This window comes from Burkholderia sp. B21-005 (assembly GCF_020843965.1).
Taxonomy (GTDB): domain Bacteria; phylum Pseudomonadota; class Gammaproteobacteria; order Burkholderiales; family Burkholderiaceae; genus Burkholderia; species Burkholderia ambifaria.
Map to the genome: position 1 here is coordinate 1,014,839 of NZ_CP086302.1, position 24,554 is coordinate 1,039,392.

The following is a 24,554-nucleotide window of genomic DNA, read 5'->3' on the forward strand; positions in this document are numbered from 1 at the left end:
ACCGAACGAAGACGGAGTGGACACGAGATGCTTCTGGGACGAACTGCGAGCGGGCTCTACTGGATGTACCGCTATATCGAGCGCGCGGAGAACATCGCGCGCATCGTCGATGCCGGGCTGCGGATGGCGCTTACGCGCACGGCCGACGCGCCGGCCGAATGGTCGTCGGTGCTGGTCAGCTCGGGCGCGGACGACGGCTATCGTCAGAAGTACGACGCGTATGCCGCCGATACCGTGACCGACTACCTGCTGCGCGATCGCGACAACCCGTCGAGCGTGCTGTCGTGCATCGAGGCCGCGCGCTCGAACGCGCGCATGGTGCGCACGGCACTTACGCGCGAGGCGTGGGAAAGCGTGAACGGCGCGTGGCTGGCGCTGCGCCGCGCGCTCGCGCAGCCGGTACCGGAGAGCGGGCTGCCGGCGGTGCTCGACGAAGTGAAGCGGGAAACCGCGCTGATCCTCGGCAGCTTCTACAGCACGATGCTGCGCAACGAGATCTTCGATTTCGCGCAGATCGGCGCGTTCGTCGAGCGCGCGGACAACACCGCGCGGATCATCGACGTGAAATATCACCTGCTGCTGCCGTCGGTGTCGCACGTCGGCACGATCCTCGACAACTACCAGTGGGAGACGATCCTGCGCTGCGTGGCCGCGCACCGCTCGTATCGCTGGGTGTACGACGTGCAGTACAAGCCGATGAACATCGCCGACTACCTGATCCTGAACGGCCGCATGCCGCGTTCGCTGCGCTATTGCTACGGGCGCGTCGTGTCGAGCCTGAACCTGCTCGCGAAGGATTACGGCGTGACACATCCGTGTCACGACACGGCCGCGAAGATCCTGCAGATGCTGTCCGACACCTCGGTCGAGCGGATCTTCAAGAGCGGCCTGCACGAGTTCCTGACCGACTTCATCGGCCGCAACAACAGCCTCGGGGCCGATATCGCCCAGGCCTACAACTTCGACTGAGACTTGCCATGCGCCTCGCCATCCGACACATCTCGCGTTATAAGTTCGACGATCAAGCCACCCACGCGCTGCAACGGCTGCGGCTGCGCCCGCAATCGGGGCCCGGGCAGACGGTGCGCGCGTGGCAGGTCACGATCGACGGCGTCGAGCCGACGCTGTCCTATGCGGACGGCTTCGGCAACCGGATCGACCTCGTGCGCCACGACCCCGGCGCGCGGAACGAGATCGTCGTGGTCGCGGCCGGCGTCGTCGAGACGCAGGACCGTGCGGGCATTCTCGGCAACTCCGAGGGCTATGCGCCGCCGTGGGTCTTCGAGCGCGAGACCGCGCTCACGAAGGCCGGCGACACCGTGCGCGAGCTCGCGCAGGCGCTGCCGATCGAGCCGCACAGCCTCGATGCGCTGCACTGGCTGATGACGGAAGTACACGATCGCATCGCGTACGCGCCGAACCTGGCCGATGCGCCGGTCGACGCCGAAACCGCGCTGCAAAACGGCGAGGGCACGAGTCGCGACCATGCGCATGCGTTCATCGCGGCCGCGCGCGTGCTGAAGATTCCCGCGCGCTATATCTCGGGCTACGTGCTCGCCGACAGCGCGATGCAGCGCATCGCCGACGCGAAGCAGAGCGTCACCGACGAAGACGAGGAGGAATCGCTTGCGCTGCAGAGCAGCGAGGGCATGGAGCAGGCGCTCGGCGCGTCGCATGCCGCGCAGTCACAGTCGCAATCACAGTCGCAATCACAGTCGCAAGGGCAGTCACAGTCGCAGTCGCAGGGGCTGCAGCAGCCGGCGCTCGGCGCGCAGCCGCGGGCCGCCGCGCTGATGCAGCAGCCGGCAGGGCACGCGTGGGCCGAGGCGTACGTCGAAGGGCTCGGCTGGGTCGGCTTCGATCCGTTCATGAACCGCTGCCCGGACGAGCGCTACGTGCGCATCGCGGTCGGCCTCGACCATCGCGACGCGCAGCCGGTGACAGGAGTCGGCGCGCGCGCCGTCGGCGTCGAAATCAGCGTCGTGCAGTCGCCGGAACTGGTCTGACGCGCCCCTTCGCCGAATCCGCCGTGCCGTGCCGCCGCAGTGACGGCGACGCGGCGCGGGCGGCCGGCCCAACCCGAACCGAGCGGCTCCCCCATGCCCATCCACGTCGCGCTGCATCACACCACCCGCTACCGTTACGACCGGCCCGTCAATCTCGGGCCGCAGATCGTGCGGCTGCGGCCCGCGCCGCACTGCCGGACGCCGATCATCGCGTATTCGATGACGGTCGAGCCCGCCGAGCATTTCATCAACTGGCAGCAGGACCCGTTTTCGAACTATCTCGCGCGGCTCGTGTTTCCGGAACGCGCCGAAGTCTTCGAGATCACCATCGATCTCGTCGCCGAAATGTCGGTGTACAACCCGTTCGACTTCTTTCTCGAAGCGAGCGCGGAGCAATACCCGTTCAGCTATGACGATGCGCTGAAGACCGAACTCGCGCCGTACCTCGCGTGCGATCCGTCCACGAGCGCGGCACCGCGGTTCCGCGCGTATCTCGACAGCGTCGACCGCACGCCGGCCGGCACCACGAACTTCCTCGTCGCGCTGAACCAGCAACTGCAGCGCGACATCGGCTATCTCGTGCGCATGGAGCCGGGCGTGCAGACGCCCGAGCAGACGCTCGAGCTCGGCTCCGGGTCGTGCCGCGACAGCGCATGGCTGCTCGTGCAGCTGTGCCGGCATCTCGGCATCGCCGCGCGCTTCGCGTCCGGCTACCTGATCCAGCTCACGCCCGACGTGAAGGCGCTCGATGGCCCGAGCGGCACGTCGGTCGACTTCACCGACCTGCACGCATGGTGCGAGGTCTATCTGCCGGGCGCCGGCTGGATCGGCTTCGATCCGACGTCGGGCCTGCTCGCCGGCGAAGGGCATATTCCGCTCGCATGCACGCCGCAGCCGACCAGCGCCGCACCGGTCGAAGGGCTGATCGACGAATGCGAGGTTTCATTCGAGCACGAGATGGCGGTGACGCGCGTGTACGAATCGCCGCGCGTGACGAAGCCGTATACCGAGTCGCAATGGGATGCCGTGCGCACGCTCGGCACGCAGGTCGACGGCGCGCTGACGGCCGGCGACGTGCGGCTGACGCAAGGCGGCGAGCCGACCTTCGTGTCGATCGACGATCGCGACGGCGCCGAGTGGAACACCGATGCGCTCGGCCCGACCAAGCGCGGCTACGCAACCGAACTCGTGCAGCGGCTGCGCGCCGAATACGGCGAAGGCGGCTTCCTGCATTTCGGGCAGGGCAAGTGGTATCCGGGCGAGCAGTTGCCGCGCTGGGCACTGTCGATCTTCTGGCGTGCCGACGGTCAGCCCGTGTGGCAGGATCCGTCGCTGTTCGCCGACGAGCGCGAGCCGTCCGCGCTGACGACCGACGACGCGAAGCGCTTCATCGACGCGCTGGCCGCGCGCCTCGGCCTGACCCACGAATTCGTGCAGCCCGGCTACGAGGATGTCTGGTACTACCTGTGGCGCGAGCGTCGGCTGCCCGTCAACGTCGATCCGTTCGATTCGCGCCTCGACGACGAGCTCGAACGCGCGCGGCTGCGCAAGGTGTTCGACCAGCAGCTCGACAGCGTGGTCGGCTACGTGCTGCCGCTCAAGTGCGCGGACGATGAGTCGGGTGGCGATCGGTCGGGCCTCGACGGTCCGCGCTGGCAGACGGGCCCGTGGTTCTTCCGCGACGAGCGGATGTATCTCGTGCCCGGCGATTCGCCGATGGGCTATCGGCTGCCGCTCGATTCGCTGCCGTGGGTCACCGGCGCCGACTATCCGTATCTGGTCGAACGCGATCCGTTCGCGCCGCGCGCCGCGCTGCCGGACGCGACCGCGTTCCGTGCGCGTCATGTGGGCACGGCCGACGCGCCGCGGTATCTCGTCGGCGCGCATCGCGAAGCCCCCACGCAAACGTTCATGCAGTTGCGCGGCGACGGCACCGGCGCAGCCGGGAGGCACGCGCCTGGCTTGCAGGACCCGCAGCGCCGCCCCGAGCGCTTCGAATCCGCCGGGTGGATCACGCGTAGCGCACTGTGCGCCGAAGTGCGCAAAGGCATTCTGTACGTGTTCATGCCGCCGCTCGCCGCGCTCGAGGATTATCTCGACCTGCTCGCGGCGATCGAGCTGACCGCGCACGCAATCGGCGTGAAGCTCGTGCTCGAAGGCTATCCGCCGCCGCGTGATGCGCGGCTCAAGGTGCTGCAGGTCACGCCCGATCCGGGCGTGATCGAGGTGAACATCCATCCGGCCCGGAGCTTCGACGAACTCGTCGAGCAGACCGAATTCCTGTACGACGCCGCGTGGCAGTCGCGCCTGTCCAGCGAGAAGTTCATGGTCGACGGCCGGCACGTCGGCACGGGCGGCGGCAACCACTTCGTGCTCGGCGGCGCGACGCCGGCCGACAGCCCGTTCCTGCGCCGCCCGGACCTGCTCGCGAGCCTGATCGCTTACTGGCACAACCATCCGTCGCTGTCGTACCTGTTCTCCGGGTTGTTCATCGGTCCGACCAGCCAGGCGCCGCGTGTCGACGAGGCGCGCAACGACCAGCTCTACGAGCTCGACATCGCGTTCGCGGAAATCCAGCGCAACAAGCTGCTGTACGGGCAGGACATGCCGCCGTGGCTCGTCGACCGCGTGCTGCGCAACCTGCTGATCGACGTGACCGGCAACACGCACCGCAGCGAGTTCTGCATCGACAAGCTGTATTCGCCCGATTCGTCGACCGGCCGGCTCGGCCTGCTCGAACTGCGCGCGTTCGAGATGCCGCCGCATGCGCGGATGAGCATCGTGCAGCAACTGCTGCTGCGCGCGCTGGTCGCGCGTTTCTGGGCCGCGCCGTACACGACGCCGCTCACGCGCTGGGGCACCGCGCTGCACGATCGCTTCATGCTGCCCGCGTTCCTGAAAATGGATTTCGACGACGTGCTGGCCGAACTGCGCGATGCCGGCTTCGGGTTCGATCCGGCGTGGTTCGCGCCGCACTTCGAGTTCCGCTTCCCGCTGTTCGGCCAGATCGCGGTGAACGGGATGGAACTGTCGCTGCGCGGTGCGCTGGAGCCGTGGCACGTGATGGGCGAGGAGGGTGCGCCCGGCGGCACGGTGCGCTACGTCGATTCGTCGGTCGAACGGCTCGAGGTGCGCGTGACGGGGCTGAACGACAACCGGCACGTCGTGACCGTCAACGGCCGCCCGCTGCCGCTGCAACCGACCGGCACCGTCGGCGAATATGTCGCGGGCGTACGCTACAAGGCGTGGGCGCCGCCGTCGGCGCTGCATCCGACCATCGGCGTGCACGCGCCGCTCACGTTCGACATCGTCGACACGTGGCTGCAGCGCTCGCTCGGCGGCTGCCGGTATCACGTCACGCATCCGGGCGGCCGCAGCTATGCGACGTTCCCGGTCAATGCGTACGAGGCCGAAAGCCGCCGGCTCACGCGTTTCGTCGAGATGGGACACACACCGGGACGGATGACGGCATCGGCCGCCGCGCCGAGCCGCGAATTCCCGTTCACGCTCGACCTGCGGCGGCCCTGAGCGCCGGATGAACGGACGGACGACGATGCGTGGTTCGCAACCCCCCGGCGCGCCGGCCGGAGTGCTAGGATGCGGGCAGGCCGCGGCTGCCCGCCGCGTCCGCCGTGCCCGGCCGCCGCTGCGGCGGCGCGCGGGCACGGCCGCACCCTGACGACGGAACGATACAGACCGTGCCGCCCCTTCACCCCGACAATCTCGCCGACGCCGACGCGATGCCCACGCTCTTCGATACCGGCGCGCAGCCGGACGCCGCGGAACTGGCCGCCGCGCTCGCGGCGCCGGCCGCGGCCGGCCGCTACGACGAACTGCGCGGCAGTGCCGCCGGCCTCACCGCGCCGCTGCTCGCTCCCGCATGGCGCAACTTCTTCACGTCGATCGGCAGCGACGGCGTGGCCGACCTCGACCGCCGCGCCGACGCGCTGCAGCGACGCATGCGCGAGAACGGCCTGTTCTACCAGCTCCACGAGCAACGCGCGGGCGACGGCGCGGCCGGCCCGTGGTCGCTTGACCTGCTGCCGCTGATCGTCACGCCCGAGGACTGGGTCGCGATCGAGCGCGGCGTGCTGCAGCGCGTGCGGCTGCTGAACGCGACCATGGCCGACCTGTACGGCCCGCAGACGATCCTGGAGCGCGGGCTGCTGCCGCCCGCGCTCGTCACCGGCCACCCGGGCTACCTGCGCGCGATGCGCGGCGCGCGCGTGCCGGGCGACACGTGGCTGCACATCGTTGCGTTCGATCTCGCGCGCGGCCCCGACGGGCAATGGCGGATCGTCTCGCAGCACACGCAGGGCCCGTCCGGGCTCGGTTATCTGCTCGAAAACCGGCTGATCGTGTCACGGCTCTTTCCGCGCGGCTTCCGCGGGCTGCGCGTGCAGCGGCTCGCGTCCGCGTACCGGTCGCTGCTGCAGAGCATGCAGGCGCTCAGCCCGGCCCGCAAGAATTCGCGGATCGTGCTGCTGACGCCGGGGCCGCACAGCGCGACCTACTTCGAACATGCGTATCTCGCGCGCTATCTCGGTCTCACGCTCGTCGAGGGCGGCGACCTGACCGCGCGCGACAACCACGTATTCCTGAAGACGCTGCGCGGGCTCGAGCCCGTGCACGGGATCCTGCGGCGCGTCGACGACGCGTGGCTCGATCCGCTCGAACTGCGGCCCGATTCGATGCTCGGCGTGCCGGGGCTGCTGCAGGCCGTGCGCGCGGGCAACGTGCTGCTCGCGAATGCGCCGGGTTCGGGCTTCCTCGAATCGCCGGGCATGCTCGGCTTCATGCCGCGCCTCGCGGAAGGGTTGCTCGGCGAAACGCTGACGCTGCCCGCCGTGCATTCGTGGTGGTGCGGCGAGGCCGCCGCGTGCAACGACGCGCTGCCGCAGCTCGCGCGCAGCATCGTGAAACCGTCGTATCCACCCGACGCCCAGGCCGGCGGCGGGTTCGATCCGGTGATCGGCGCGCGGTTCACGCCGGCGCAGCTGGCCGAGTGGCGTGCGCGGATCCTCGCGCGGCCCGAGCATTACACGGTGCAGGCCGACCTGCCGTTGTCGCAGGCGCCGACCTGGCCGGGGCGCGACGCGCCCGACGGTAACGGCGGCGCGCGCATCGTGCCGAAACCGCTGCTGCTGCGCGTGTTCGCGCTCGCCGACGGCGCGCAGCGCTGGCGGCTGCTGCCGGGCGGCCTGTCGCGGGTCGGCACGCGCGATACGCTGTTCAACGCGCCGATGCCGCGCGGCGGCAGCACCGTCGATACGTGGGTGATGACCGAAGGCATCGTCGATTCGACGACGCTGCTGCAGACCCGTCTCGGCCCCGACGATCTCGTCGAGCACCCGCGCGCGATCGCGAGCCGCGCGGCCGAGAACCTGTTCTGGCTCGGCCGCTACACCGAGCGCGCGACCAGCCTGATGCGTCTCGCGCGCGCCGCGCTGGAGCGGCTGCGCGGCGAGGACGACGTCGACAGTCCCGCGCATCTGGAGCTGATCGACACGCTGTGCCGCGACACGGGGCTGATCGCGTCCGATGCGCCGAACGCCGTCGATGCGCCGCGTGCGTTCCAGCACGCGCTCGCGACGTCGCTGACGCGCGGCGCGGACCGCACGTCCGGCATTGCATCCTGCCTGTTCGGGATGCGCGGCGCCGCCGCCGCGATCCGCGAGCGGCTGTCGAGCGATCAGTGGCGGTTGATCGACGACGCGACGCAATTGTTTGCCGACAGCGCCGACCATCCGGAAGCCGAAGAACAGATCGGCAACGAGGCGCTGCAACTGCTGGAGCGGCTGGGGCTGCTGCTCGGTGCGATCACCGGCGCGCAGACCGACAACATGACGCGCGACGACGGCTGGCGGCTGCTGTCGATCGGCCGGCAGATCGAGCGGCTGGACTTCCTGTGCAGCGTGCTGAAGTTCGCGTTCGACGAGGGCGCCGTGCACCGGCAGGACGGCTTCGAGCTCGTGCTCGAACTGTTCGACAGCACGATCACGTTCCGCTCGCGGTTCCAGCGCGGCTTCGACGTCGCGCCGCTGCTGTCGCTCGTGGTGCTCGACACCGACAACCCGCGCTCGCTCGGCTGGGTCGTGCAGGCGCTGCGCGGCCGGCTGACGAAGGTCGAGCACAGCGAAGGCTATGCGCTGTCCGAACTCGCCGAGACGATTCCGGACGTGCCCGCGTGGTCGCTGCACGAATTGTGCGAAACCGGCGACGACGGCCGGCACGACAAGCTGCTCGATGCGCTCGACGCGACCGTGAAGGCGGTGTGGGAATTGTCGAACCGGATCGGCGAGCGCTATTTCAGTCATGTGCGCGAGGCGGGCAGGACGCTATGGTGACGACGAAACACGCGACGAAGATGTCGCCCGCGCCCGGTTCCGGCAGCGCGAAGGAGGCGCCGGCGGCGACGCCTGCACCCGCCGCCACGCCGACCACCGTCGCGCCCGGTCGCGTGCTTAGGGTGACGCACGACACCGAATACCGCTACGCGGCGCGCGTCGAATCCGCGCAGCACCAGGCGCGGCTGCAGCCGCTCGCGACGCCGCGCCAGCAGGTGCTGTCGTTCGCGCTCGACATCGAGCCCGCACCGGAGTCGGTTTGCACCGAGATCGATGCGTTCGGCAACGCGCGCGCGTCGTTCGCGCTGAACCAGCCTCACGATGCGCTGCTCGTGCGCAGCCGCAGCACGGTGCGCGTGAGCCCGCCCGTATGGTCGCTAGGGGCACGCGGCGCACCGCCGCCCGCGATCGCGAACCCCGACGCCGAACATGCGATGGCGTGGGAAGCCGTGCGCGAGCGCTTGCGGTTTCGCGCGGGGCAGCCGTACGACGCGGCGAGCGAGTTCGTGTTCGCGTCGCCGCACGTGGCGTGCGATCCCGAACTGGCCGCGTATGCGGCCGCGAGCTTCACGCCGGGGCGGCCGCTCGTGCAGGCCGCATGGGACCTGATGCGGCGAGTTCACGCGGATTTCGCGTACACGCCGAACAGCACCGACATCACGACGACCGCGCTCGATGCGTTGCGATTGCGCAAGGGCGTCTGCCAGGATTTCGCGCACGTGATGATCGGCGCGCTGCGCTCGCTCGGGCTCGCCGCGCGCTACGTGAGCGGATATCTGCTGACCCAGCCGCCGCCCGGGCAGCCGCGGCTGATCGGCGCGGATGCGTCGCATGCATGGGTTGACGTGTACGACCCGGCATGGCCCGAAGATGGCGGCTGGCTGCAACTCGACCCTACCAACGACCGTGCGCCGGGTGACGACTACGTGATGCTGTCCATCGGCCGCGACTATGCGGACGTGACGCCGTTGCGCGGCGTGATACGTGGCGGCGGCGCGGATCAGGAGCTGAAGGTCGGCGTGACGGTCGAGCCGCTCGACGAAGCGTCGTGAGACGCTGTGATCGGCCTGACGCACCGCTCGCCGGCCGTTTAAGTCTTCGTTAATACTGCCCGCCTAGCATGATGGTGCCGGCGAACGGATCGAACCCGGTCTGGCGCCGGCGGCACGCGCGGGTGCGACGACGTCACGGCGCCGCGCCGTCGCGCGCAGCCATTCCCTTGCAACGGCGGCTGAGATGATCAAGAACTTCGACTACCCGCTCGGCAACGAGACGATCGCGCTCTGCGCGAGCTTCGGCGCGGGCCCTGCGTTCCGCCGTGTGCTCGTGAGCCGCGCGGATTCGATGGAGACGCTGGTGGTGCTCGACGCGCGCGGCCTGTCCGGCCTGTTGAAGGTGGCGACCGAGGAGCCGGAAGGGTTGCTCGACGATGCGATCCGCAAGGTCGGGGACGAACAGCTCGTCGAGCGCGCGATCAGCGGCAAAGCGATCGTCGAAGCCGCGTTGTGAGCGGGGCGGCGCGTGCAGGCCGTGCCTGATGCAGCGCGCCGCGCCGCTTTGCGTGGAGTCGCTTACGCGGCGAACCGGTCCGTTGCGGCGAGCAACGCCTTCAGGATGCCCGGTTCGTTGTACGCGTGCCCGGCGTCCGGCACGATTTCGAACGTCGCGTCCGGCCACGCTTTCGCGAGATCCCACGCGGTGCGTGCGGGCGTTGCGATGTCGTAGCGGCCCTGGACGATCACGCCCGGAATGCCGGCGAGGCGATGCGCGTCGCGCAGCAACTGGCCTTCGTCGACGAACCCGCGATTCACGAAGTAGTGGTTTTCGATCCGCGCGAACGCGAGCGCGTAGCGGCCGTCCGCGAAGTGCGCGGCCAGCGCCGGATCGGGCAGCAGCGTGATCGTGCGGCCTTCCCAGAGGCTCCACGCACGCGCGGCTTCGAGCTTCGCGGCTTCGTCGTCGCCCGTCAGCCGGCGATGGTACGCGGCCATCAGGTCGCCGCGCTCGGCTTCCGGAATCGGCGCGAGGAATTCTTCCCACAGGTCCGGGAACAGCCACGACGCGCCTTCCTGGTAGTACCACAGCAACTCCGCGCGACGCATCGTGAAGATGCCGCGCACGACGAGCGCGCTCACGCGTTGCGGGTGTGTCTGCGCGTAGGCGAGGGCGAGCGCGCTGCCCCACGAACCGCCGAACACGAGCCATTGCTCCGCGCCCGTCATCTCGCGCAGCCGCTCGATGTCGGCCACCAGGTCCCAGGTCGTGTTGTTGTCGAGGCTGGCATGCGGCGTCGAGCGCCCGCAGCCGCGCTGGTCGAACAGCAGGATGTCGTAACGCTCGGGATCGAACAGGCGGCGATGGTCGGGGCTGCAGCCGGCGCCCGGGCCGCCGTGCAGGAACACCGCCGGCTTGCCGGACGGGTTGCCGCAGCGCTCCCAGTAGATGTGGTGGCCGTCGCCGGTGTCGAGGTGGCCGTGGGCGTAGGGTTCGATCGGTGGGTACACAGGCAGGCTCCGGGTGAGGGTCGACAGGACGGCGGACGAGGCGCGAGCCGGGATGCGGGGGCGCCGGTATCGCGGGGATTGCGGCGCCGCAAGATTCGTTGCGTCTGCATCTGGCCGCCACTGCCGCCGGACAATGCCGGTCATTATGCCCATTCATTCCGGCCGCTGCGCGGCGGTCTGCGCCCCTGAATTTTTGAAATAATTTCATTCCGATATTTTTCAGACAAAATCGCGACGGCATGTCGGCGCCGGGAATCGGAATCGGGCGCCGGCCTGCCATCCCTCCACCGTGCCAACGGAAACCATCCGATGAACCATCGCGTCAAGCAGCTGACAGGGTTGCGCGCCGTCGCGGTCACGATGGTCGTCGTCGGCCACGCGGAGCACGTGCTGCCGGGCGGCTACACCGGCTGGCTCGCGCCGTTGCGGCTGATCGCCGACGGCCGGCTCGGCGTGCTGATCTTCTTCGTCCTCAGCGGGTTCCTGATCACCAACGTGCTGCGCGCGGAGTTCGCGCGCACCGGCGGGATTGCGCTGACGTCGTTCTACGTGCGCCGCGCGCTGCGAATCTGGCCGGCCTGCTACGTGTATCTCGCGATCGTCGGCATCCTCGCCGTCGCCGGCTGGCTCGACGTCGATCGCCGCCAGTGGCTGTATGCGGCGCTGCATCTGTGGAACTACTCGGCGTGGTTCGGCCTGGCCGGCGACAACGCGCTGCATCCGGACGGCGCGTGGTATCTCGGCCACTTCTGGTCGCTCGCGCTCGAGGAACAGTTTTACTGGTTCTGGCCGCTGCTGTTCGTGTACGGCATCCGCCACCGTGGCACGCGCTGGCTGGCTGTGCTGATCCTGGCCGTGCCGCTGGTGCGCACGCTGACGTATTTCGTCGCGCCGGCGCTGCGCGGGCAGCTCGCGATGATGCTGCATACGGGCGTCGATCCGATCCTGATCGGCTGCTACGCGGCGCTCAACCGCGAACGGCTCGAAGCGTGGATCGGCTCGTGGCGTGGCGAGACGCGCATCGTGACGGCGATCGTCTTCATCGTGCTGTTCGGGATGCCGCTTGCCGAACGTCGGCTCGGCGGCTTCTGGAATGCAACCTACGGCGTGACGATCGAGGCCGCGCTGATCGCGATCGTGATCGTCGTGCTGAATTTCCGCAGCGAGTTCTGGTGCGCGCGGTGGCTGCGGGCTGCGCCGGTCGTGTTCGTCGGCACGATTTCGTTCAGCCTGTATTTGTGGCAGCAACCGTTCGCGAACCCGGGTCTGCCGGTCGCGCATGCGTTTCCGCTCGGCATCGTGTGGGCGCTGCTGGCGGCGACGGCGAGCTACTTCCTTATTGAAAAACCGTTCCTGCGGCTGAAGGATCGCTACACCGCGCGCGAGGCGCGACGCGTGCGCGACGACGCGCTGCGGATGCCGACGCCGACCGATGCTATCGGGCCGAAGGTGGTGGAGTAGGCGGACAAGGTGGCGGTCTGCCGCCGTCTTACTTGAAGCGCTTGCGCGCGGCGGGCGAATACCAGAAGTCCCGGAACATATCGATACCGTACGATTGGCCGTCGTATTTGACGACCGTGCGCGTGGTTCGCTTGCCCGTTTCCGAATAGTCGCCGTCCTTGCGTTGCGTCTTCGTGACGTGTGCCGTGATCGACAGGTCGGCGAAGCCGTGGCTCGACGTCTTGTCGACCGCGATCGTCATCCTTGCGTCCTCGCTGCGCGCGTCGCCGGCACCCGCGCCGCAAGCCTCGCCCTCGACACTGACCCAGCCGTACAGGTTCGTGCCGAACACCGGGTGGATACGATTGCCTTCGCGAACCCACAGCGTCAGCTCTTCGCTCGCATTCGCATCGGGACAGCTCGGCCCGCGCGCGCTGCTCAGGAACACGACGCCGAACGCGCGTACGTCGGGCGACAGCCGATAAGGCGCGGTGTCGATGCGATAGCTGTCCGGACCGACTTCCGTGGCGGCATCTTCCTCGACGATCGAGCGCGCGGCCGCGACGATCTTGCCGCCCTCGACGAGCGCGACGACCTGCAGCTTGTTGTTGCCGCCCGGGTTCTCGCTCTTCGGCAGCGAATCGAACGCGACGGCTGCGATCGTTGTCTGTGGCGCGTTTGGCATCGCCTTGCACGCCGATGCGATGACGAGCCTGTCCGCGTCGCGCGTGGCGATGCGTGCACTCGCGATGCCGGACCAGCGGGCGACGGCCGTGATGGCTGCATCGTCGCAGGGTTGGTTATCGGTTGCGTGAGCGGCGGGAGCGAGGACGAGTGCCAACAGCGGGACGAAGTGGGAGCCTCTCATGGCGACAATGGAAAAGGTACTTCGCATCTTTCGATCAGAGATCTCCGCGCACTTCACCGGTTCCCAGCGCACTCCGCTGCCGATTGACTTCCGCCCAAAGCTCATCGCTGTCGTCATTGCGCAGCACGATCATGCAGTCCAGTTGATCGTCAGTCACGCCGAAGTAGTCCAGGATTTCCCGGCGAACCGCATCAACGAACTGCGCGTATTCCGGGGTTGCCTGGGCCTGAGCGTGCAAGGCGTCGTATGCTGCATCGTCCGCGTCGCCGCCGTGCTCGTCGATATAGCGCGAGATCCACTGGTCTCGTTCGTGGTCGTAATCTGCCTCGGCGCGCATCGCTTGCACAGCCGTGTAGAAATCCAGTTGGGCAAACGCGGCGATCGCCGCCGTTGTCGCCTCGTCAAATGTAGTCGTCATTCCATTTCTCATGTCTGTCATGGCACAACATCGCACGGGCCGTGCCCGGCTTGGTGCCGCGAATCCGGACGGCATAATACTCCGCCTTGCACTGACGTTTGGCCCGAGCAAAGGCACCATGATCGGGAGGCTTACGCCTTCGAGTGCGCCACTCATCGGGGGCGCCCGGGCACTCATTTTGCCGCACTGCAAGCTCAGCGATCGCGATGAAAACAACCGGGCGTGGCAGATCGCGGAACAAGTGTCGAGCGTATCATCGCAAGCGTTACTCCGGCACTTAAGCGCCAGTGCGTGCGTCGGTCGTGAATGGCTCGTAATGCCTAACCGAACTCCGACGGATACCTCCCGGTGGTCCATTGCTGGCTCAAAACGACCTGTTGCGGTCATTCTGACGACAGGTCGAGGCCCTTCCTAGGCGGGCCTCTCTGAACCAGATTCAGCCTCCAAACCTCGCAGTGCTTATAATCAAACAATGGTTACTATTCGAAATTCCCGTCCCGAGGAAGGCGCTCGTGCCTTTGAAATTTGGCGCCGTGCAGTTGACGCTACACATGATTTCCTGTCCCCCGTGGACCGCAAAGCCATTGATGATTTGGTCTGTGACTTCCTCCCGAAAGCTCCGCTCTGGTTGGCAGTGGATGCCAATGATTACGCCCAGGCATTCATGCTTATCGACAACGGCCACATGGAGGCACTGTTCGTTGATCCAGCCTGCAGAGGGATTGGCATTGGTGCAGCCCTAGTCCGTCATGGCCTGAAGCTTCATCCCAAAATGACAACCGATGTCAATGAGCAGAACGGTCAAGCCGTTGGTTTTTACGAAAAAATGGGTTTCAAACGGACGGGCCGCTCTCCACTGGATGGACAGGGAAGACCATATCCACTCATTCACTTGGAGTACATCGGCGTCTAAGTGTCTGCTCATGGCCGAACTCGGCCGGCCGCCGCCCAGCGCACGCGACCGGCGCGGATCGACCTGAAGCGGTCGCTCGCATCGACCGCTTCGGCGAATGCCGTGATGAATCTGAAACCGATTACAATGCACCGCTATTCCGCAAAGTTTCGCCACCGCAAGAAAATGGTGCAGGCGGACGCCACCGCAAGTACTCTGTCGATACGCCCTATTATCATGTTCAACTAGGGCGCAGGACTCGATTGCGCGTACAAATCAGCAATCTCAACGGGGGTAGGATGAAGTTGATCAAGTACCGGGTAACGAATTTCCGTTCCGTGAAGGACAGCGGTGATATTGACGCCGGCGATGTTGCCGCGCTGATCGGTGTCAACGAATCAGGAAAACCCGAAGGATACTTACGGTGATCCGGCGAGAAGAGCGGTTCGCTGGGCAATTGCAGCTCCAGATTACGTAACCTGTTGATGGAATCGTTTGAAAGTAGCATGGACGTGGTCAATAAGAAACGTCGCATAGATTGAAGCAGACTTCATTGTCAACGATTCGGGCGACTACGTCGACTGACCGCAGCCGAATGCCGGCACTCTTCCCCGCATTTTCCTTTGATCCACGATGACCAACAAAAAAGGCCCTTGCGGGCCTTTCATGGACGAACGTACGAGCAGGGCAACGCTTACCGCGTCAACTCCGTAAACCCTTCCAGCAACCGATCGACATCGGCCGCCTGAATCGCCCCCATCGTCGAAATGCGGAACAGTTCCTTCGACAACCCGCCTTGCCCCGCGTAAATCACGAAGCCGCGCGCCTTCAACCCGTCATGCAGCGTCTCATACGTGACGCCCTGCGGCAGCCTATACGCACGCAGCACGACCGACGAAGCGCCTTCGGGCAGCACGAGCGACATCCCGCGCGCCGCCAGCCCAGCCTGCGCCTGATCAGCGAGCGCCTTGTAGTGAGCATGCCGCGCACGCCAGCCACCGGCCTCATCAAACTCGCGCAACGCCTCGACGAGCGCATAGTAAGCATGCACGGAAGGCGTAAACGGCGTATTCCGCTGATCCTGCAGCTTCGCGAGACGACCGAGATCGAGGTAATAAGTACGGCTCGCGGCCTTGGCAAGCGCGCTGCGGCGCACGATCACGAACGCGGCACCCGGCACGCCGTGCAGGCACTTGTTCGCGGTAGCGGCAACAGCATCAATCACGCCGCCGGCGAAGTCGATCGCCTCAGCCCCGAAGCTGCTGACGCCATCGACGAGCATCTTCACACCACGCGCACGGCATACGTCGGCGATCGCGCCGAGGTCGTTCAAGCGGCCGGTCGTCGTTTCGTGATGAATCACCGCAACGTGCGAATACCCACCCGCGTCGAGCTTCGCACCAATCTGCGCGAGATCAGGCGCCTGCATCCACTCATGCTTCAGCACATCATGCGCGATCCCGTACTGCGTCGCGATCTGCGTGATGCGCTCGCCGTACACGCCGTTCTCGATCACGAGCAGCTTGCCGTCCTGCGGTACGAGCGCCGCGATCATGCTTTCGACGGCGGCGGTGCCCGAGCCCGTCATCAGCACGGCGGCCCATTCGGCCGGATCGAGCTCGTACGCGGCGACGAGGCGCGCACGCGCTTCATCCTGCAGATCGAAGAATTCGCTTTCGCGATGGCACAGGTCGGGTTGCAGCAGGCTGCGGCGCACGCGTTCGGTGAGCGTGACCGGGCCGGGGTTCAGCAGCAGCATCAATGAGCTCCTTCGGCGTGGGCTTCGGCCTGTGCGGCGCCGATATGCCGCATCAAGCGGGTCTTGACCTCGACCGGCGTGACGGTCGGGCGGGGCAGGCCGTCGGGCACGCCCGTGCGGATCGCAACGCGCACGAACTGCGTACCGTTGCTCTGCGCAGCGAGCGTCGCATCGAGCACGTCGAGCGTGTCGCCTTCGACGGCGGACGCATAGCCGCACGCGGCGGCGACGCCCGCGAACGACACATGCCGCGATACGGTCGCCTGGCCGCCGGTCGATTCGTGCGCGCCGTTGTCGAGCAGCACGTGCGTGAGGTTGGACGGGCCATAGGTGCCGAGCGTCGCGAACACGCCCATGCGCATCAGCGCGGCGCCGTCGCCGTCGACGGCCACCACGCGCAGGTCGGGGCGCGCGAGCGCGAGACCCAGCGCGAGCGGCGTCACGCAACCCATCGAGCCGACCATGTACAGCTGGTTCGGACGGTCGTCGATCGCATAGAGTTCGCGGCCGCAGAAGCCGGTCGACGCGAGCACGACGGTCGAATCGACCGGCGTGTGCGCGATCACGCGTTGCAGCGCGTCGTGGCGGGTCGGCCACGCGGCGGGTGATTCAGCACGTGCCGCGGACTGTGCGGCAACATGCGCGCGCGGCGTCGCCGCCGGGTTCGCCTTCAGTTCATACGGCGCGACGCTGCCTTTCTGCATCACGAGCGCGTACGGGCGGCCGGTTGCGTCCATGTGCGCGATCGCGCGGTCGAGCGCCGGGCCGACCTGTTCGGGGTCGGTCGGGAACGTCTCCCACGGGATCTCCATCGTGTCGAGCATCGCCGGCGTAATCGGCCCCATCAGCGCGTGCTGCGGCTCGTCGGATACGCCCGGCTGGCCGCGCCACGTGACGATTAGCAGTTGCGGCAGCCGGAACGTCCAGGTCAGCGACGTGAGCGGGCTCACCGCATTGCCGAGCCCGGAGTTCTGCATCATCGCGATCCCGCGCTTGCCGCCGAGCGTGGCGCCCGCGATCAGCGCGACCGCGTCGCCTTCGTTCGCGGCCGACAGGTAGTGCAGCGTCGGGTCCTGCAGCACGTAATTGATGAACGGCGTCAGGTACGAGCAGGGCACGCCCGCGTACCAGTCGAAACCGCGCTCGCGCGCGGCCTCGACGAACTGGGCCGCTTCGATCATTGCGCGCCCCCGTTGCCGGCGCCCGGCTCGGACAGCGGCGTCTGGCCGTGCGCGAAGTCGCCCGCGCGGCGGAAGTCTTCGAGATCGTTGACGCCGCGCCAGTGGCCGTGCACGTACTGCACCTCGATCTTCTCGCCGGCGGCGATCAGTTCGTTGAGCAGGGACGGGATATCGAGCGTGTCGAAATCAGGACGTGCCTGCAGCGTCGCGAGCATCGCCTTCAGACGGTCGACGCCTGCGCCGCGCACGTTCAGCAGACCGATCCAGCGGCCGTGCGGCGTGCCTGCGGCGACGTCGCTCGATACGCGTTGCAGGTAGGTTTTCTGACCGAACAGGCCGCGGTCGTCGGCGGCCGAGCAGAGCGCGAAATCGCGCACGCTCTGGTTGGTCGGCTCCGTCAACGACGAGTCGACGACGACGCTGAACTCGGCCTCGCTCTCCGCGAGGTCGCGCACGATGTAGCTGCGGAACAGCAGGTCGCCGTAGGAGATCACGGTATCGCCGGTCAGGCGTTCGGCCGCGCATGCGAGCGATGCGAGCTCGCCCGTCTGCGCATGGCGTTCGTTGACGACGAGCTTGATGCCCGACGTGTCGATCGCGTCGGCGCGATAGCCGCCGACCACGGTGATGTCGTTCACGCCGTGCGTCTTGAAGCCGTCGACGAGCCAGCGCAGCAGCGGCTTGCCGGCGACCGGCAGCATGACCTTCGGCTTGTCTTCGGTCACGGCTTCGAGGCCCTTGCCGCGGCTCGCGGCGAGCACGATCGCCGCGTTCGACGCGCGCGACGACGACGACAGGTAGATACGCTCGGCCGCCGAGTATTCGTCGGCGTCCTGCAGGCGGAAGATCTCGTTGACCGATGCGACGCGGTCCTCGACGTTGATCAGCGTTTCGTTCTCGTGGATCTCGCGGGCGGTCGCCTGCATCGCAGATGCCGATGCGCGGATCAGGTGGTTCGCCCAGATCACGGTGCTGATGCCGGCCTGGCGGAACACGTCGGTCGGCGTGCTGTAGTACTTGGTCGGCACGATCACGAGCGGCGCCTTGCCGCTCCATTCGCGTGCGAACTGCAGGATCTCGTCCGGGCGCGACAGCTTGCTGTGGATCAGGATCGCGTCGGCGCCGGCTTCCGCATACGCGTTCGCGCGGCGCAGCGCCTCGTCCATCCCCCAGCCGGCGATCAGCGCTTCGACGCGCGCGACGATCGAGAAGTCGGGGTCGGTCTGCGAATCCTTGCCGGCCTTGATCTTGCCGCAGAACTCGTCGATTTCCGCGAGCGGCTGGCGCTCGCCGCCGATGAAGCTGTTGGTCTTCGGGAACTGCTTGTCCTCGATACAGACGCCGGCGATGCCGCGCTGCTCGAGCTTCTTCACGAGGCGGCGCACGTTGTTGAAGTTGCCGTAGCCGGTGTCGCCGTCGAGCAGGATCGGCAGGTCGCTCGCGTCGGCCATGAACTCGAGCACGTCGACGACCTGGGTCCAGCTCGCTTCGTTGTTGTCACGTACGCCGAACTGCGCGGAGATCGCGAGGCCCGATGCCCAGATCCCCTTGAAGCCTGCTTCGCGGACGATCCGCGCGGACAGGCCGTTGTGCGCTTCCATCAGGAATTCGAGTTCGTTGCTGACGAGCATGCGGCGCAGGCGTGCGCTGCGCGATTCGGAGAAGTTGGGTTCGCGAGCGTTCATCGTGCGGCTCCTGCCGTGGTGCGTTGAATCAGGGGAAGAATGTCTTGTGTCGCGCGTGCGACGTCGTTCGGGAAGTCGATCTCGATCCACGGCAAACCCGTGACGTCGGCGACGTCGAACGAATGGCCGCCTTCGAGCAGCAGGTCACGCACGGCTTCCTCGTGCGGCATGTTCGCGCGGCCGCTGTCGACGTAGCCCGCGACGATCTTCGCGAGGCGGCGCGCGGTGCCTTCGGTGAAGCGGAAGAAGCCGACCGATTCGCCGATCGTGTCGTAGTCGAGGTCGACCGCGAGCTGCTTGCGCAACTCGACCGGCACGCCGTTTTTCAGGCACAGCTTGACGGGCTCGTCGCCGGCTTCGAAGTCGCGATCGATCAGCAGGCGGTCGACTGCCTTGTCCGAGTCGGCCACCAGCGCGTGCAGGATGTTCTCGTCGTAGAGCACGTCGGCGTCCATCAGCAGCACGTCGCCGCCGCGCGTCATCGCATCGGCGACGGTGTGCACGGTCAGCACGCTGCCGAGGTCGTAGCGCTCGTTGATCACGATCTCGGCGGTGCGGCCGAGGCGCTTCAATTCCTGCTCGACCTTCTCGGACTGGAAGCCGAGCCCGAGCACGATTTCATCGACGCCCGCGGCGTCGAGTACGCGCAGATGGCGCTCGAGCAGCGACACGTCGTCGAAGCGCAGCAGGCACTTCGGGTATTGCGCCTCGGGCGGTTGTTGCAGGCGCAAGCCGAGGCCTGCCGCAAGAATGATGGCTCGCATGGGTTCTCCAACCAAAAAGCCGGCGGATCTGAACGATCAGTCGGCGAGCGGCTGCGGCGCATGGCGCCGCTGCCAGTTTCTTTCACTGAAATGCAGATAGAGCAGGCCGGGCAGGCCGAGCGCGAGTTCGCGCGCGCGCTTCGCGAGCGACAGCGCGAGCGCCGCGTCGGGCGGCAGGCCGACCAGCGGGGCGAGCAGCAGGTACCCGCCTTCCTGCGCCCCGAGCGAGCCCGGGATCGCGAACGCCGCACCGCGAATCGCCTGGCCGACGCTCTCGAGCAGCAGCGCGTCGAGCCAGCTGACCGGGTGCCCGAGGAAGTGCAGCGCGAGCCACACTTCCGCGGTGCCGGCGATCCAGCCGACGAGGCTCAACGCGAAGGTCTTCGCGACCTTCGCGCGATCGCGGTACAGCGCGGCGACCGCGTTGTCGATCGCATCCGCGCGGGTCGCCAGCGACGACCAGTCGCGCGGGCCGAGCAGCTTCGACGCGAGACGCATCCCGCGGCCGAACAACCCGCGCCGCTGCGCCGCGTAGAACGCGACGGCGAGGGCGCCGAGCACGCCGGTGGCGATCAGCGCCGGCGTGCGCAGGTGAGCGACCGAATCGTGCGTCGCATACAGACTGAACGCGGCGATGCCGATCAGCGCGAACGCCATCTGCGCGAGCGCCTGCATCGTCGTGCCGACGGTGATCGCGGCGGCCGCATCGGCCATCCGCGTGCCGCGCTGCGCGAGGTAGCGCACCATCAGCACCGGGCCGCCGATCTGCCCGGCGGGCAGCAGGCTGTTCACCGATTCGCCGACCCAGCGCGCGCGCAGCGCGTTGCCGAGCTCGGCGGCCGGTTGACCGCGGCGGAACATCACGGATACCGCAAACGCGTCGATCACGAGCGGCACGACGTGGAACGCCGCGACGAGCGCGAGGCCCCAGCCGGCCGCGAGGAGCGTCGACGCGACCGCGCCGACGCCCTGCCACGCGAGCAGGGCGATGAAGAGTGCCGTTCCGAGGGACAGCAGGATCAGGCCGGCGCGTGTCATGACCCGCTCGACCGTCGCGTGGCCAGCTGCTTGAACACCTGGCGGAAACCGAAATACGCGATCGCATCCTTCATGTTCGAGATGAAGCGCTTCCACGGCCGCATGCCGGGGTTGGTCACGTATTCGAAAGTCAGCGATACGCGCGTCTCGTTCTGGCCGAGCGGCGTAATCCGGTGGCGCAGCTTGTCGCCGTCGAACAGTACGATGCCGCCGTCGGCGATCTGCACGGAGCCCGGTTCGTCGGGCACGTCCGGATTGCGCGTATGCAGTTCATAGTCAAGCCGGCACGACGATTCGTCGATCACGCCGATCAGCAGCGTATAGCGGCGGCCGTCGTAGTACGACGTGTCGTAGTGCCAGCCGATGTGGTCGCCCGGCTTCGTGTAGTAGTACAGCGCGTACGCGTGCGGATCGTTCTCCGGCGACACCATCAGCTTGTCGCCCGTGATCTTCTCGAGGAAGCCGATCAGCGCCTTCGAGCGGTACAGCTCCGCGATGTACGGGGCCTGCTCGTCGATCGTGTGCCGGCTCACGCTGCCGCCCTGCTTGTGGCCGGGCAGGTAATTGCGGTTCAGGCCAGGCTGCAGCGTGCGGGCGGCGGCCGCGAGTTTCGCGTGCGCGTCGGGCGGCAGGAATGCGTCCAGATACAGGAACGACCCCTGGCGCGTGTAGTCGCTGCGCAGGCGGTCGAGGTCGAGGCGGCCGACACAGCCGGCCACAGTGCGATCGGGATCGGCTGCTGCCGCGCGCGCAGGCGCGGGGCGTGCCGGGCTCAGCACGGAGTCGTCGCGCGTGCTAGAAGTCATTTGGAAGCCTGGATTTCGGTTGAACTGTGCGGGGCGTTGCCGCGGCGCACGATGCGCCACCAGTCGATCACGACCCACGCGGCGAACAGCGGGGCGCCGATCGACGCCGCGAGCAGGAACGGCTGGACGCTGTCGGTGAGCGTCACGAGCGGCAGCAGGTAGAGCACGTCTTCCGTCTCGAATCCGCCGGCGAATGCCTGCTTGGTGCCGGCCTTGCCGGCGACCGATTCGATCCGCATGCGCAGAAAGAAGATCAGCGCGACGGCCCCGCCGGCCAGCGCACCGAGCAGCACCGGCGACGCGGCCATCTGGCCGCCCTGGGCGACGATGCCGAGGCCCATGCTGACGAACAGCGCGACCGTCACGAGCGCGTCGGCCGCGAGGTCGTAAAAGTGACCGATCTTGCTGGACTTGCCGCTGATACGCGCGAGTTCGCCGTCGGTGTGGTCGACGAAGTTCGACAGCACGATCAGAAATGCGCCTGCGTTGCTCCAGCCGAAGCCGCCTTGCGCAAGGCACCAGGCGCCGGCGAGACCGATCAGCAGACGAAGGGTAGTGAGGTGATTCGGGGTGACTGGCGTGTCGATCAGCGGTCGGACGAGCGCGCGCGCGAGCCGCGCATCCCAGGTGCGTGGCAGCGGCGGTTCCGAGAGTTTGGTGGTTTTTCTTTGGTCCATCGGCGAAATATATACGGAATTGTAATTTGTTGCTTTTTATTCAATCAATGTCCTGACATGCGGGAGTGTTACCGCGATTCCGGGCATCGGCCGGTTGCGAATCGGATGCGCGAAACGGCGTTCGCGCATCCGGCCCATACGTGATCCAGTGTGGTTCGCATGGCGCGACTGTCAAGGGCCAGCGGGCCTCGCTCGCGGGCCCGGCGGCGCGTCGCACGCGTCACCGGGTTGATATACATCAGGCCCGAAAAAGCGGTGCCGGGCGACAATTGGCCGCGGCGATCGACGGTCGGCCGTGGCATGCGGATTCCCTGCGTTCACACGGTCAATCCCGAAAGGTCGCAGTCGATTGACGTTCAGTCGTTCGTAATCCGCGGCCGGCAAATTGGCGATTCGCTTTCGCGCACCTTTCGAGTGCATTCGGCAGATTGTTCCGCCTGTCACAGAAAGGCCGTTCGATACCCGGTGCATTCAGTAAGTATCTTTTGCATTCAGCGGACATTTCGCGGCGATGGCCTCTGCGATACTCCGACCGTGCCTGTGGTGCCGGGCCGCCCTTCGCGGCCCCAAGGGCTTCGCGTCGCTCAGGAGACACCCCCCGCGACGTCAACGACAGACCAGAAGCGTCAGATATATAGCCATGTCTTCATCACGCATCCTCGCTCCCGCCCTGCGTTCGCTCGTCCGCACCGCCGACGAAGCCGCCGCGCTGATCCGTCCCGGCATGACCGTCGCGATGAGCGGCTTCACCGGCTCGGGTTATCCGAAGGCCGTGCCGGCCGCGCTCGCCACCCACATCGACGCCGCCCACGCGCGCGGCGAGGACTTCCGGATCAACGTGCTGACGGGCGCATCGACCGCGCCGGAACTCGACGGCGCGCTCGCCCGCACCAACGGCATCTCGATGCGCCTGCCGTACCAGTCCGACCCGACGCTGCGCGACAAGATCAACAGCGGCGAAGTCGACTACCAGGACGTCCACCTGAGCCACGTCGCGCAATACGCGTGGTTCGGGCTGTACGGCGATCTCGACGTCGCGATCGTCGAAGTCGCGGGCATCCGCGAGGACGGGCTGCTGATTCCGTCCGCATCGATCGGCAACAACAAGACGTGGCTCGAGCAGGCGAAGCATGTGATCCTCGAAGTCAACTCGCGCCAGCCGCTCGGCCTCGACGGGATGCACGACGTCTATTACGGCACCGCGCTGCCGCCGCACCGCAAGCCGATTCCGCTGACGAAAAGCGACGACCGGATCGGCGAGCCGTACCTGCGCTGTCCGGCCGACAAGATCGTCGCGATCGTCGAGACCGACGCGCCGGACCGCAGCAACGCGTTCTCCGCGCCGGACGCCACGTCCAGGCAGATCGCGCAGCAACTGATCGACTTCCTGCGCCACGAAGTGAAGCGCGGCCGTCTGCCGGAAAACCTGCTGCCGCTGCAGTCGGGGGTCGGCAACATCACGAACGCGGTGCTCGCGGAACTAAGCTCGGCCGGCTTCTCGAACCTGACCGCGTACACCGAGGTGATCCAGGACGGCATGCTCGACCTGCTCGACGACGGCACGCTGAGCTTCGCGTCGGCCACGGCGCTGTCGCTGAGTCCGGCCGCCGTGCAGCGCTTCGCCGACGAGATCGCGACGTTCCGCGAAAAAATCCTGCTGCGCCCGCAGGAGATCAGCAACCATCCGGAACTCGTGCGCCGCCTCGGCTGCATCGCGATGAACGGGATGATCGAAGCCGACATCTACGGCAACGTGAACTCGACCCACGTGATGGGCACGAAGATCCAGAACGGCATCGGCGGCTCGGGCGACTTCGCGCGCAACGGCTACCTGTCGTGCTTCATGTCGGCCAGCACCGCGAAGGGCGGCGCGATCTCGCGGATCGTGCCGATGGCGAGCCACGTCGACCATACCGAGCACGACGTCGCGGTGGTCGTCACCGAGCAGGGGCTCGCCGACCTGCGCGGCCTGTCGCCGAAGCAGCGGGCGCGCAAGATCATCGCGACCTGCGCGCATCCCGACTACCGTCCGATGCTCGAGGACTACTTCGAGCGCGCGTCGCGCGAGAGCTTCGGCAAGCACACGCCGCACCTGCTCGCCGAGGCGCTGTCGTGGCACGAACGCTACGTGCGTACCGGGACGATGAAGGCGTGAACCGGCCCGACGGG

General features: G+C 67.3%; 20 protein-coding genes. 10 read left to right on the forward strand and 10 right to left on the reverse strand.

Going from position 1 to position 24,554, the window contains the following annotated elements; genetic code table 11:
- Nucleotides 1–27: 27 nt before the first annotated feature.
- The 6 genes from LMA02_RS20925 (at nucleotide 28) to LMA02_RS20950 (ending at nucleotide 9,862) form a co-directional block, all read left to right on the forward strand.
- Nucleotides 28–969, forward strand: a complete 942-nt coding sequence (locus LMA02_RS20925; protein ID WP_006753601.1) for an alpha-E domain-containing protein — start codon at nucleotides 28–30, stop codon at nucleotides 967–969.
- A gap of 8 nt (nucleotides 970–977) precedes the next feature.
- Entirely contained in the window at nucleotides 978–2,006 is a 1,029-nt protein-coding gene (locus LMA02_RS20930; protein ID WP_228909650.1) for a transglutaminase family protein, read from the forward strand.
- A gap of 93 nt (nucleotides 2,007–2,099) precedes the next feature.
- Nucleotides 2,100–5,534, forward strand: coding sequence for a DUF2126 domain-containing protein (locus tag LMA02_RS20935; protein ID WP_228909651.1), 3,435 nt, complete (start codon nucleotides 2,100–2,102; stop codon nucleotides 5,532–5,534).
- A gap of 212 nt (nucleotides 5,535–5,746) precedes the next feature.
- Nucleotides 5,747–8,353: a circularly permuted type 2 ATP-grasp protein gene (locus LMA02_RS20940; RefSeq protein WP_228910068.1), complete on the forward strand. Its 2,607-nt coding sequence runs from the start codon at nucleotides 5,747–5,749 to the stop codon at nucleotides 8,351–8,353.
- Complete coding sequence (locus tag LMA02_RS20945) at nucleotides 8,347–9,405, forward strand: transglutaminase family protein (RefSeq protein ID WP_228909652.1); 1,059 nt, start codon at nucleotides 8,347–8,349, stop codon at nucleotides 9,403–9,405. Before LMA02_RS20940 ends, LMA02_RS20945 begins: the two co-directional genes overlap by 7 nt.
- Before the next feature lie 184 nt (nucleotides 9,406–9,589).
- Nucleotides 9,590–9,862: a hypothetical protein gene (locus tag LMA02_RS20950; protein WP_011658549.1), complete on the forward strand. Its 273-nt coding sequence runs from the start codon at nucleotides 9,590–9,592 to the stop codon at nucleotides 9,860–9,862.
- Nucleotides 9,863–9,924: 62 nt separating this feature from the next.
- Here LMA02_RS20950 and pip read toward each other — a convergent pair whose 3' ends face one another.
- On the reverse strand, nucleotides 9,925–10,857 hold the full coding sequence (gene pip, locus LMA02_RS20955) for a prolyl aminopeptidase (protein WP_175671947.1): 933 nt from the start codon (nucleotides 10,855–10,857) through the stop codon (nucleotides 9,925–9,927).
- 309 nt (nucleotides 10,858–11,166) lie between these two features.
- On the opposite strand from pip, the gene LMA02_RS20960 reads away from it, so the two are divergent.
- Complete coding sequence (locus LMA02_RS20960) at nucleotides 11,167–12,318, forward strand: acyltransferase family protein (RefSeq protein ID WP_228909653.1); 1,152 nt, start codon at nucleotides 11,167–11,169, stop codon at nucleotides 12,316–12,318.
- 28 nt (nucleotides 12,319–12,346) lie between these two features.
- Here the strand turns inward: LMA02_RS20960 and LMA02_RS20965 are convergent, their stop codons facing one another.
- On the reverse strand, nucleotides 12,347–13,165 hold the full coding sequence (locus tag LMA02_RS20965; protein WP_228909654.1) for a multidrug ABC transporter ATPase: 819 nt from the start codon (nucleotides 13,163–13,165) through the stop codon (nucleotides 12,347–12,349).
- A gap of 34 nt (nucleotides 13,166–13,199) precedes the next feature.
- Nucleotides 13,200–13,583, reverse strand: coding sequence for an ATP-dependent protease (locus tag LMA02_RS20970; protein WP_166724953.1), 384 nt, complete (start codon nucleotides 13,581–13,583; stop codon nucleotides 13,200–13,202).
- Between the two features lie 472 nt (nucleotides 13,584–14,055).
- Here LMA02_RS20970 and LMA02_RS20975 point away from each other — a divergent pair, with 472 nt between their 5' ends.
- Complete coding sequence (locus LMA02_RS20975) at nucleotides 14,056–14,496, forward strand: acetyltransferase (protein WP_228909655.1); 441 nt, start codon at nucleotides 14,056–14,058, stop codon at nucleotides 14,494–14,496.
- Nucleotides 14,497–14,774: 278 nt separating this feature from the next.
- Nucleotides 14,775–14,903: an ATP-binding protein gene (locus tag LMA02_RS20980; protein WP_228909656.1), complete on the forward strand. Its 129-nt coding sequence runs from the start codon at nucleotides 14,775–14,777 to the stop codon at nucleotides 14,901–14,903.
- A gap of 266 nt (nucleotides 14,904–15,169) precedes the next feature.
- On the opposite strand, the gene LMA02_RS20985 is transcribed toward LMA02_RS20980, so the two are convergent.
- The 7 genes from LMA02_RS20985 to LMA02_RS21015 are packed head-to-tail and all read right to left on the reverse strand — an operon-like array spanning nucleotide 15,170 to nucleotide 22,385.
- Nucleotides 15,170–16,234 (reverse strand): 2-aminoethylphosphonate aminotransferase, encoded by a 1,065-nt coding sequence (locus LMA02_RS20985; RefSeq protein WP_228909657.1) that lies wholly within the window; start codon nucleotides 16,232–16,234, stop codon nucleotides 15,170–15,172.
- On the reverse strand, nucleotides 16,234–17,415 hold the full coding sequence (gene aepY / locus LMA02_RS20990; protein WP_165752909.1) for a phosphonopyruvate decarboxylase: 1,182 nt from the start codon (nucleotides 17,413–17,415) through the stop codon (nucleotides 16,234–16,236). The genes LMA02_RS20985 and aepY overlap by 1 nt, the downstream gene beginning before the upstream one ends.
- The gene (gene aepX / locus LMA02_RS20995; RefSeq protein WP_228909658.1) at nucleotides 17,412–19,100 is read right to left on the reverse strand and encodes a phosphoenolpyruvate mutase; all 1,689 of its coding nucleotides are present in this window, start codon (nucleotides 19,098–19,100) and stop codon (nucleotides 17,412–17,414) included. The genes aepY and aepX overlap by 4 nt, the downstream gene beginning before the upstream one ends.
- On the reverse strand, nucleotides 19,097–19,864 hold the full coding sequence (locus LMA02_RS21000) for an NTP transferase domain-containing protein (RefSeq protein ID WP_228909659.1): 768 nt from the start codon (nucleotides 19,862–19,864) through the stop codon (nucleotides 19,097–19,099). The genes aepX and LMA02_RS21000 overlap by 4 nt, the downstream gene beginning before the upstream one ends.
- 36 nt (nucleotides 19,865–19,900) lie before the next feature.
- The gene (locus tag LMA02_RS21005) at nucleotides 19,901–20,902 is read right to left on the reverse strand and encodes an HpnL family protein (RefSeq protein WP_165752911.1); all 1,002 of its coding nucleotides are present in this window, start codon (nucleotides 20,900–20,902) and stop codon (nucleotides 19,901–19,903) included.
- A complete protein-coding gene (locus LMA02_RS21010; protein WP_166724961.1) occupies nucleotides 20,899–21,708 on the reverse strand; it encodes a 2OG-Fe(II) oxygenase in 810 nt (269 codons plus the stop codon). Before LMA02_RS21010 ends, LMA02_RS21005 begins: the two co-directional genes overlap by 4 nt.
- The gene (locus tag LMA02_RS21015) at nucleotides 21,705–22,385 is read right to left on the reverse strand and encodes a CDP-alcohol phosphatidyltransferase family protein (RefSeq protein WP_166724962.1); all 681 of its coding nucleotides are present in this window, start codon (nucleotides 22,383–22,385) and stop codon (nucleotides 21,705–21,707) included. The genes LMA02_RS21010 and LMA02_RS21015 overlap by 4 nt, the downstream gene beginning before the upstream one ends.
- Nucleotides 22,386–23,025: 640 nt before the next feature.
- On the opposite strand from LMA02_RS21015, the gene LMA02_RS21020 reads away from it, so the two are divergent.
- On the forward strand, nucleotides 23,026–24,540 hold the full coding sequence (locus LMA02_RS21020) for an acetyl-CoA hydrolase/transferase family protein (RefSeq protein ID WP_228909660.1): 1,515 nt from the start codon (nucleotides 23,026–23,028) through the stop codon (nucleotides 24,538–24,540).
- The last annotated feature ends 14 nt before the right edge of the window (nucleotides 24,541–24,554 follow it).

Bases quoted from the DNA above. Each gene is read 5' to 3' on its own strand.
- LMA02_RS20925 (WP_006753601.1), top strand. From the start codon at position 28: ATGCTTCTGGGACGAACTGCGAGCGGGCTCTACTGGATGTACCGCTAT.
- LMA02_RS20930 (WP_228909650.1), top strand. From the start codon at position 978: ATGCGCCTCGCCATCCGACACATCTCGCGTTATAAGTTCGACGATCAA.
- LMA02_RS20935 (WP_228909651.1), top strand. From the start codon at position 2,100: ATGCCCATCCACGTCGCGCTGCATCACACCACCCGCTACCGTTACGAC.
- LMA02_RS20940 (WP_228910068.1), top strand. From the start codon at position 5,747: ATGCCCACGCTCTTCGATACCGGCGCGCAGCCGGACGCCGCGGAACTG.
- LMA02_RS20945 (WP_228909652.1), top strand. From the start codon at position 8,347: ATGGTGACGACGAAACACGCGACGAAGATGTCGCCCGCGCCCGGTTCC.
- LMA02_RS20950 (WP_011658549.1), top strand. From the start codon at position 9,590: ATGATCAAGAACTTCGACTACCCGCTCGGCAACGAGACGATCGCGCTC.
- LMA02_RS20960 (WP_228909653.1), top strand. From the start codon at position 11,167: ATGAACCATCGCGTCAAGCAGCTGACAGGGTTGCGCGCCGTCGCGGTC.
- LMA02_RS20965 (WP_228909654.1), bottom strand. From the start codon at position 13,165: ATGAGAGGCTCCCACTTCGTCCCGCTGTTGGCACTCGTCCTCGCTCCC.
- LMA02_RS20970 (WP_166724953.1), bottom strand. From the start codon at position 13,583: ATGACGACTACATTTGACGAGGCGACAACGGCGGCGATCGCCGCGTTT.
- LMA02_RS20975 (WP_228909655.1), top strand. From the start codon at position 14,056: ATGGTTACTATTCGAAATTCCCGTCCCGAGGAAGGCGCTCGTGCCTTT.
- LMA02_RS20980 (WP_228909656.1), top strand. From the start codon at position 14,775: ATGAAGTTGATCAAGTACCGGGTAACGAATTTCCGTTCCGTGAAGGAC.
- LMA02_RS20985 (WP_228909657.1), bottom strand. From the start codon at position 16,234: ATGCTGCTGCTGAACCCCGGCCCGGTCACGCTCACCGAACGCGTGCGC.
- aepY (WP_165752909.1), bottom strand. From the start codon at position 17,415: ATGATCGAAGCGGCCCAGTTCGTCGAGGCCGCGCGCGAGCGCGGTTTC.
- aepX (WP_228909658.1), bottom strand. From the start codon at position 19,100: ATGAACGCTCGCGAACCCAACTTCTCCGAATCGCGCAGCGCACGCCTG.
- LMA02_RS21000 (WP_228909659.1), bottom strand. From the start codon at position 19,864: ATGCGAGCCATCATTCTTGCGGCAGGCCTCGGCTTGCGCCTGCAACAA.
- LMA02_RS21005 (WP_165752911.1), bottom strand. From the start codon at position 20,902: ATGACACGCGCCGGCCTGATCCTGCTGTCCCTCGGAACGGCACTCTTC.
- LMA02_RS21010 (WP_166724961.1), bottom strand. From the start codon at position 21,708: ATGACTTCTAGCACGCGCGACGACTCCGTGCTGAGCCCGGCACGCCCC.
- LMA02_RS21015 (WP_166724962.1), bottom strand. From the start codon at position 22,385: ATGGACCAAAGAAAAACCACCAAACTCTCGGAACCGCCGCTGCCACGC.
- LMA02_RS21020 (WP_228909660.1), top strand. From the start codon at position 23,026: ATGTCTTCATCACGCATCCTCGCTCCCGCCCTGCGTTCGCTCGTCCGC.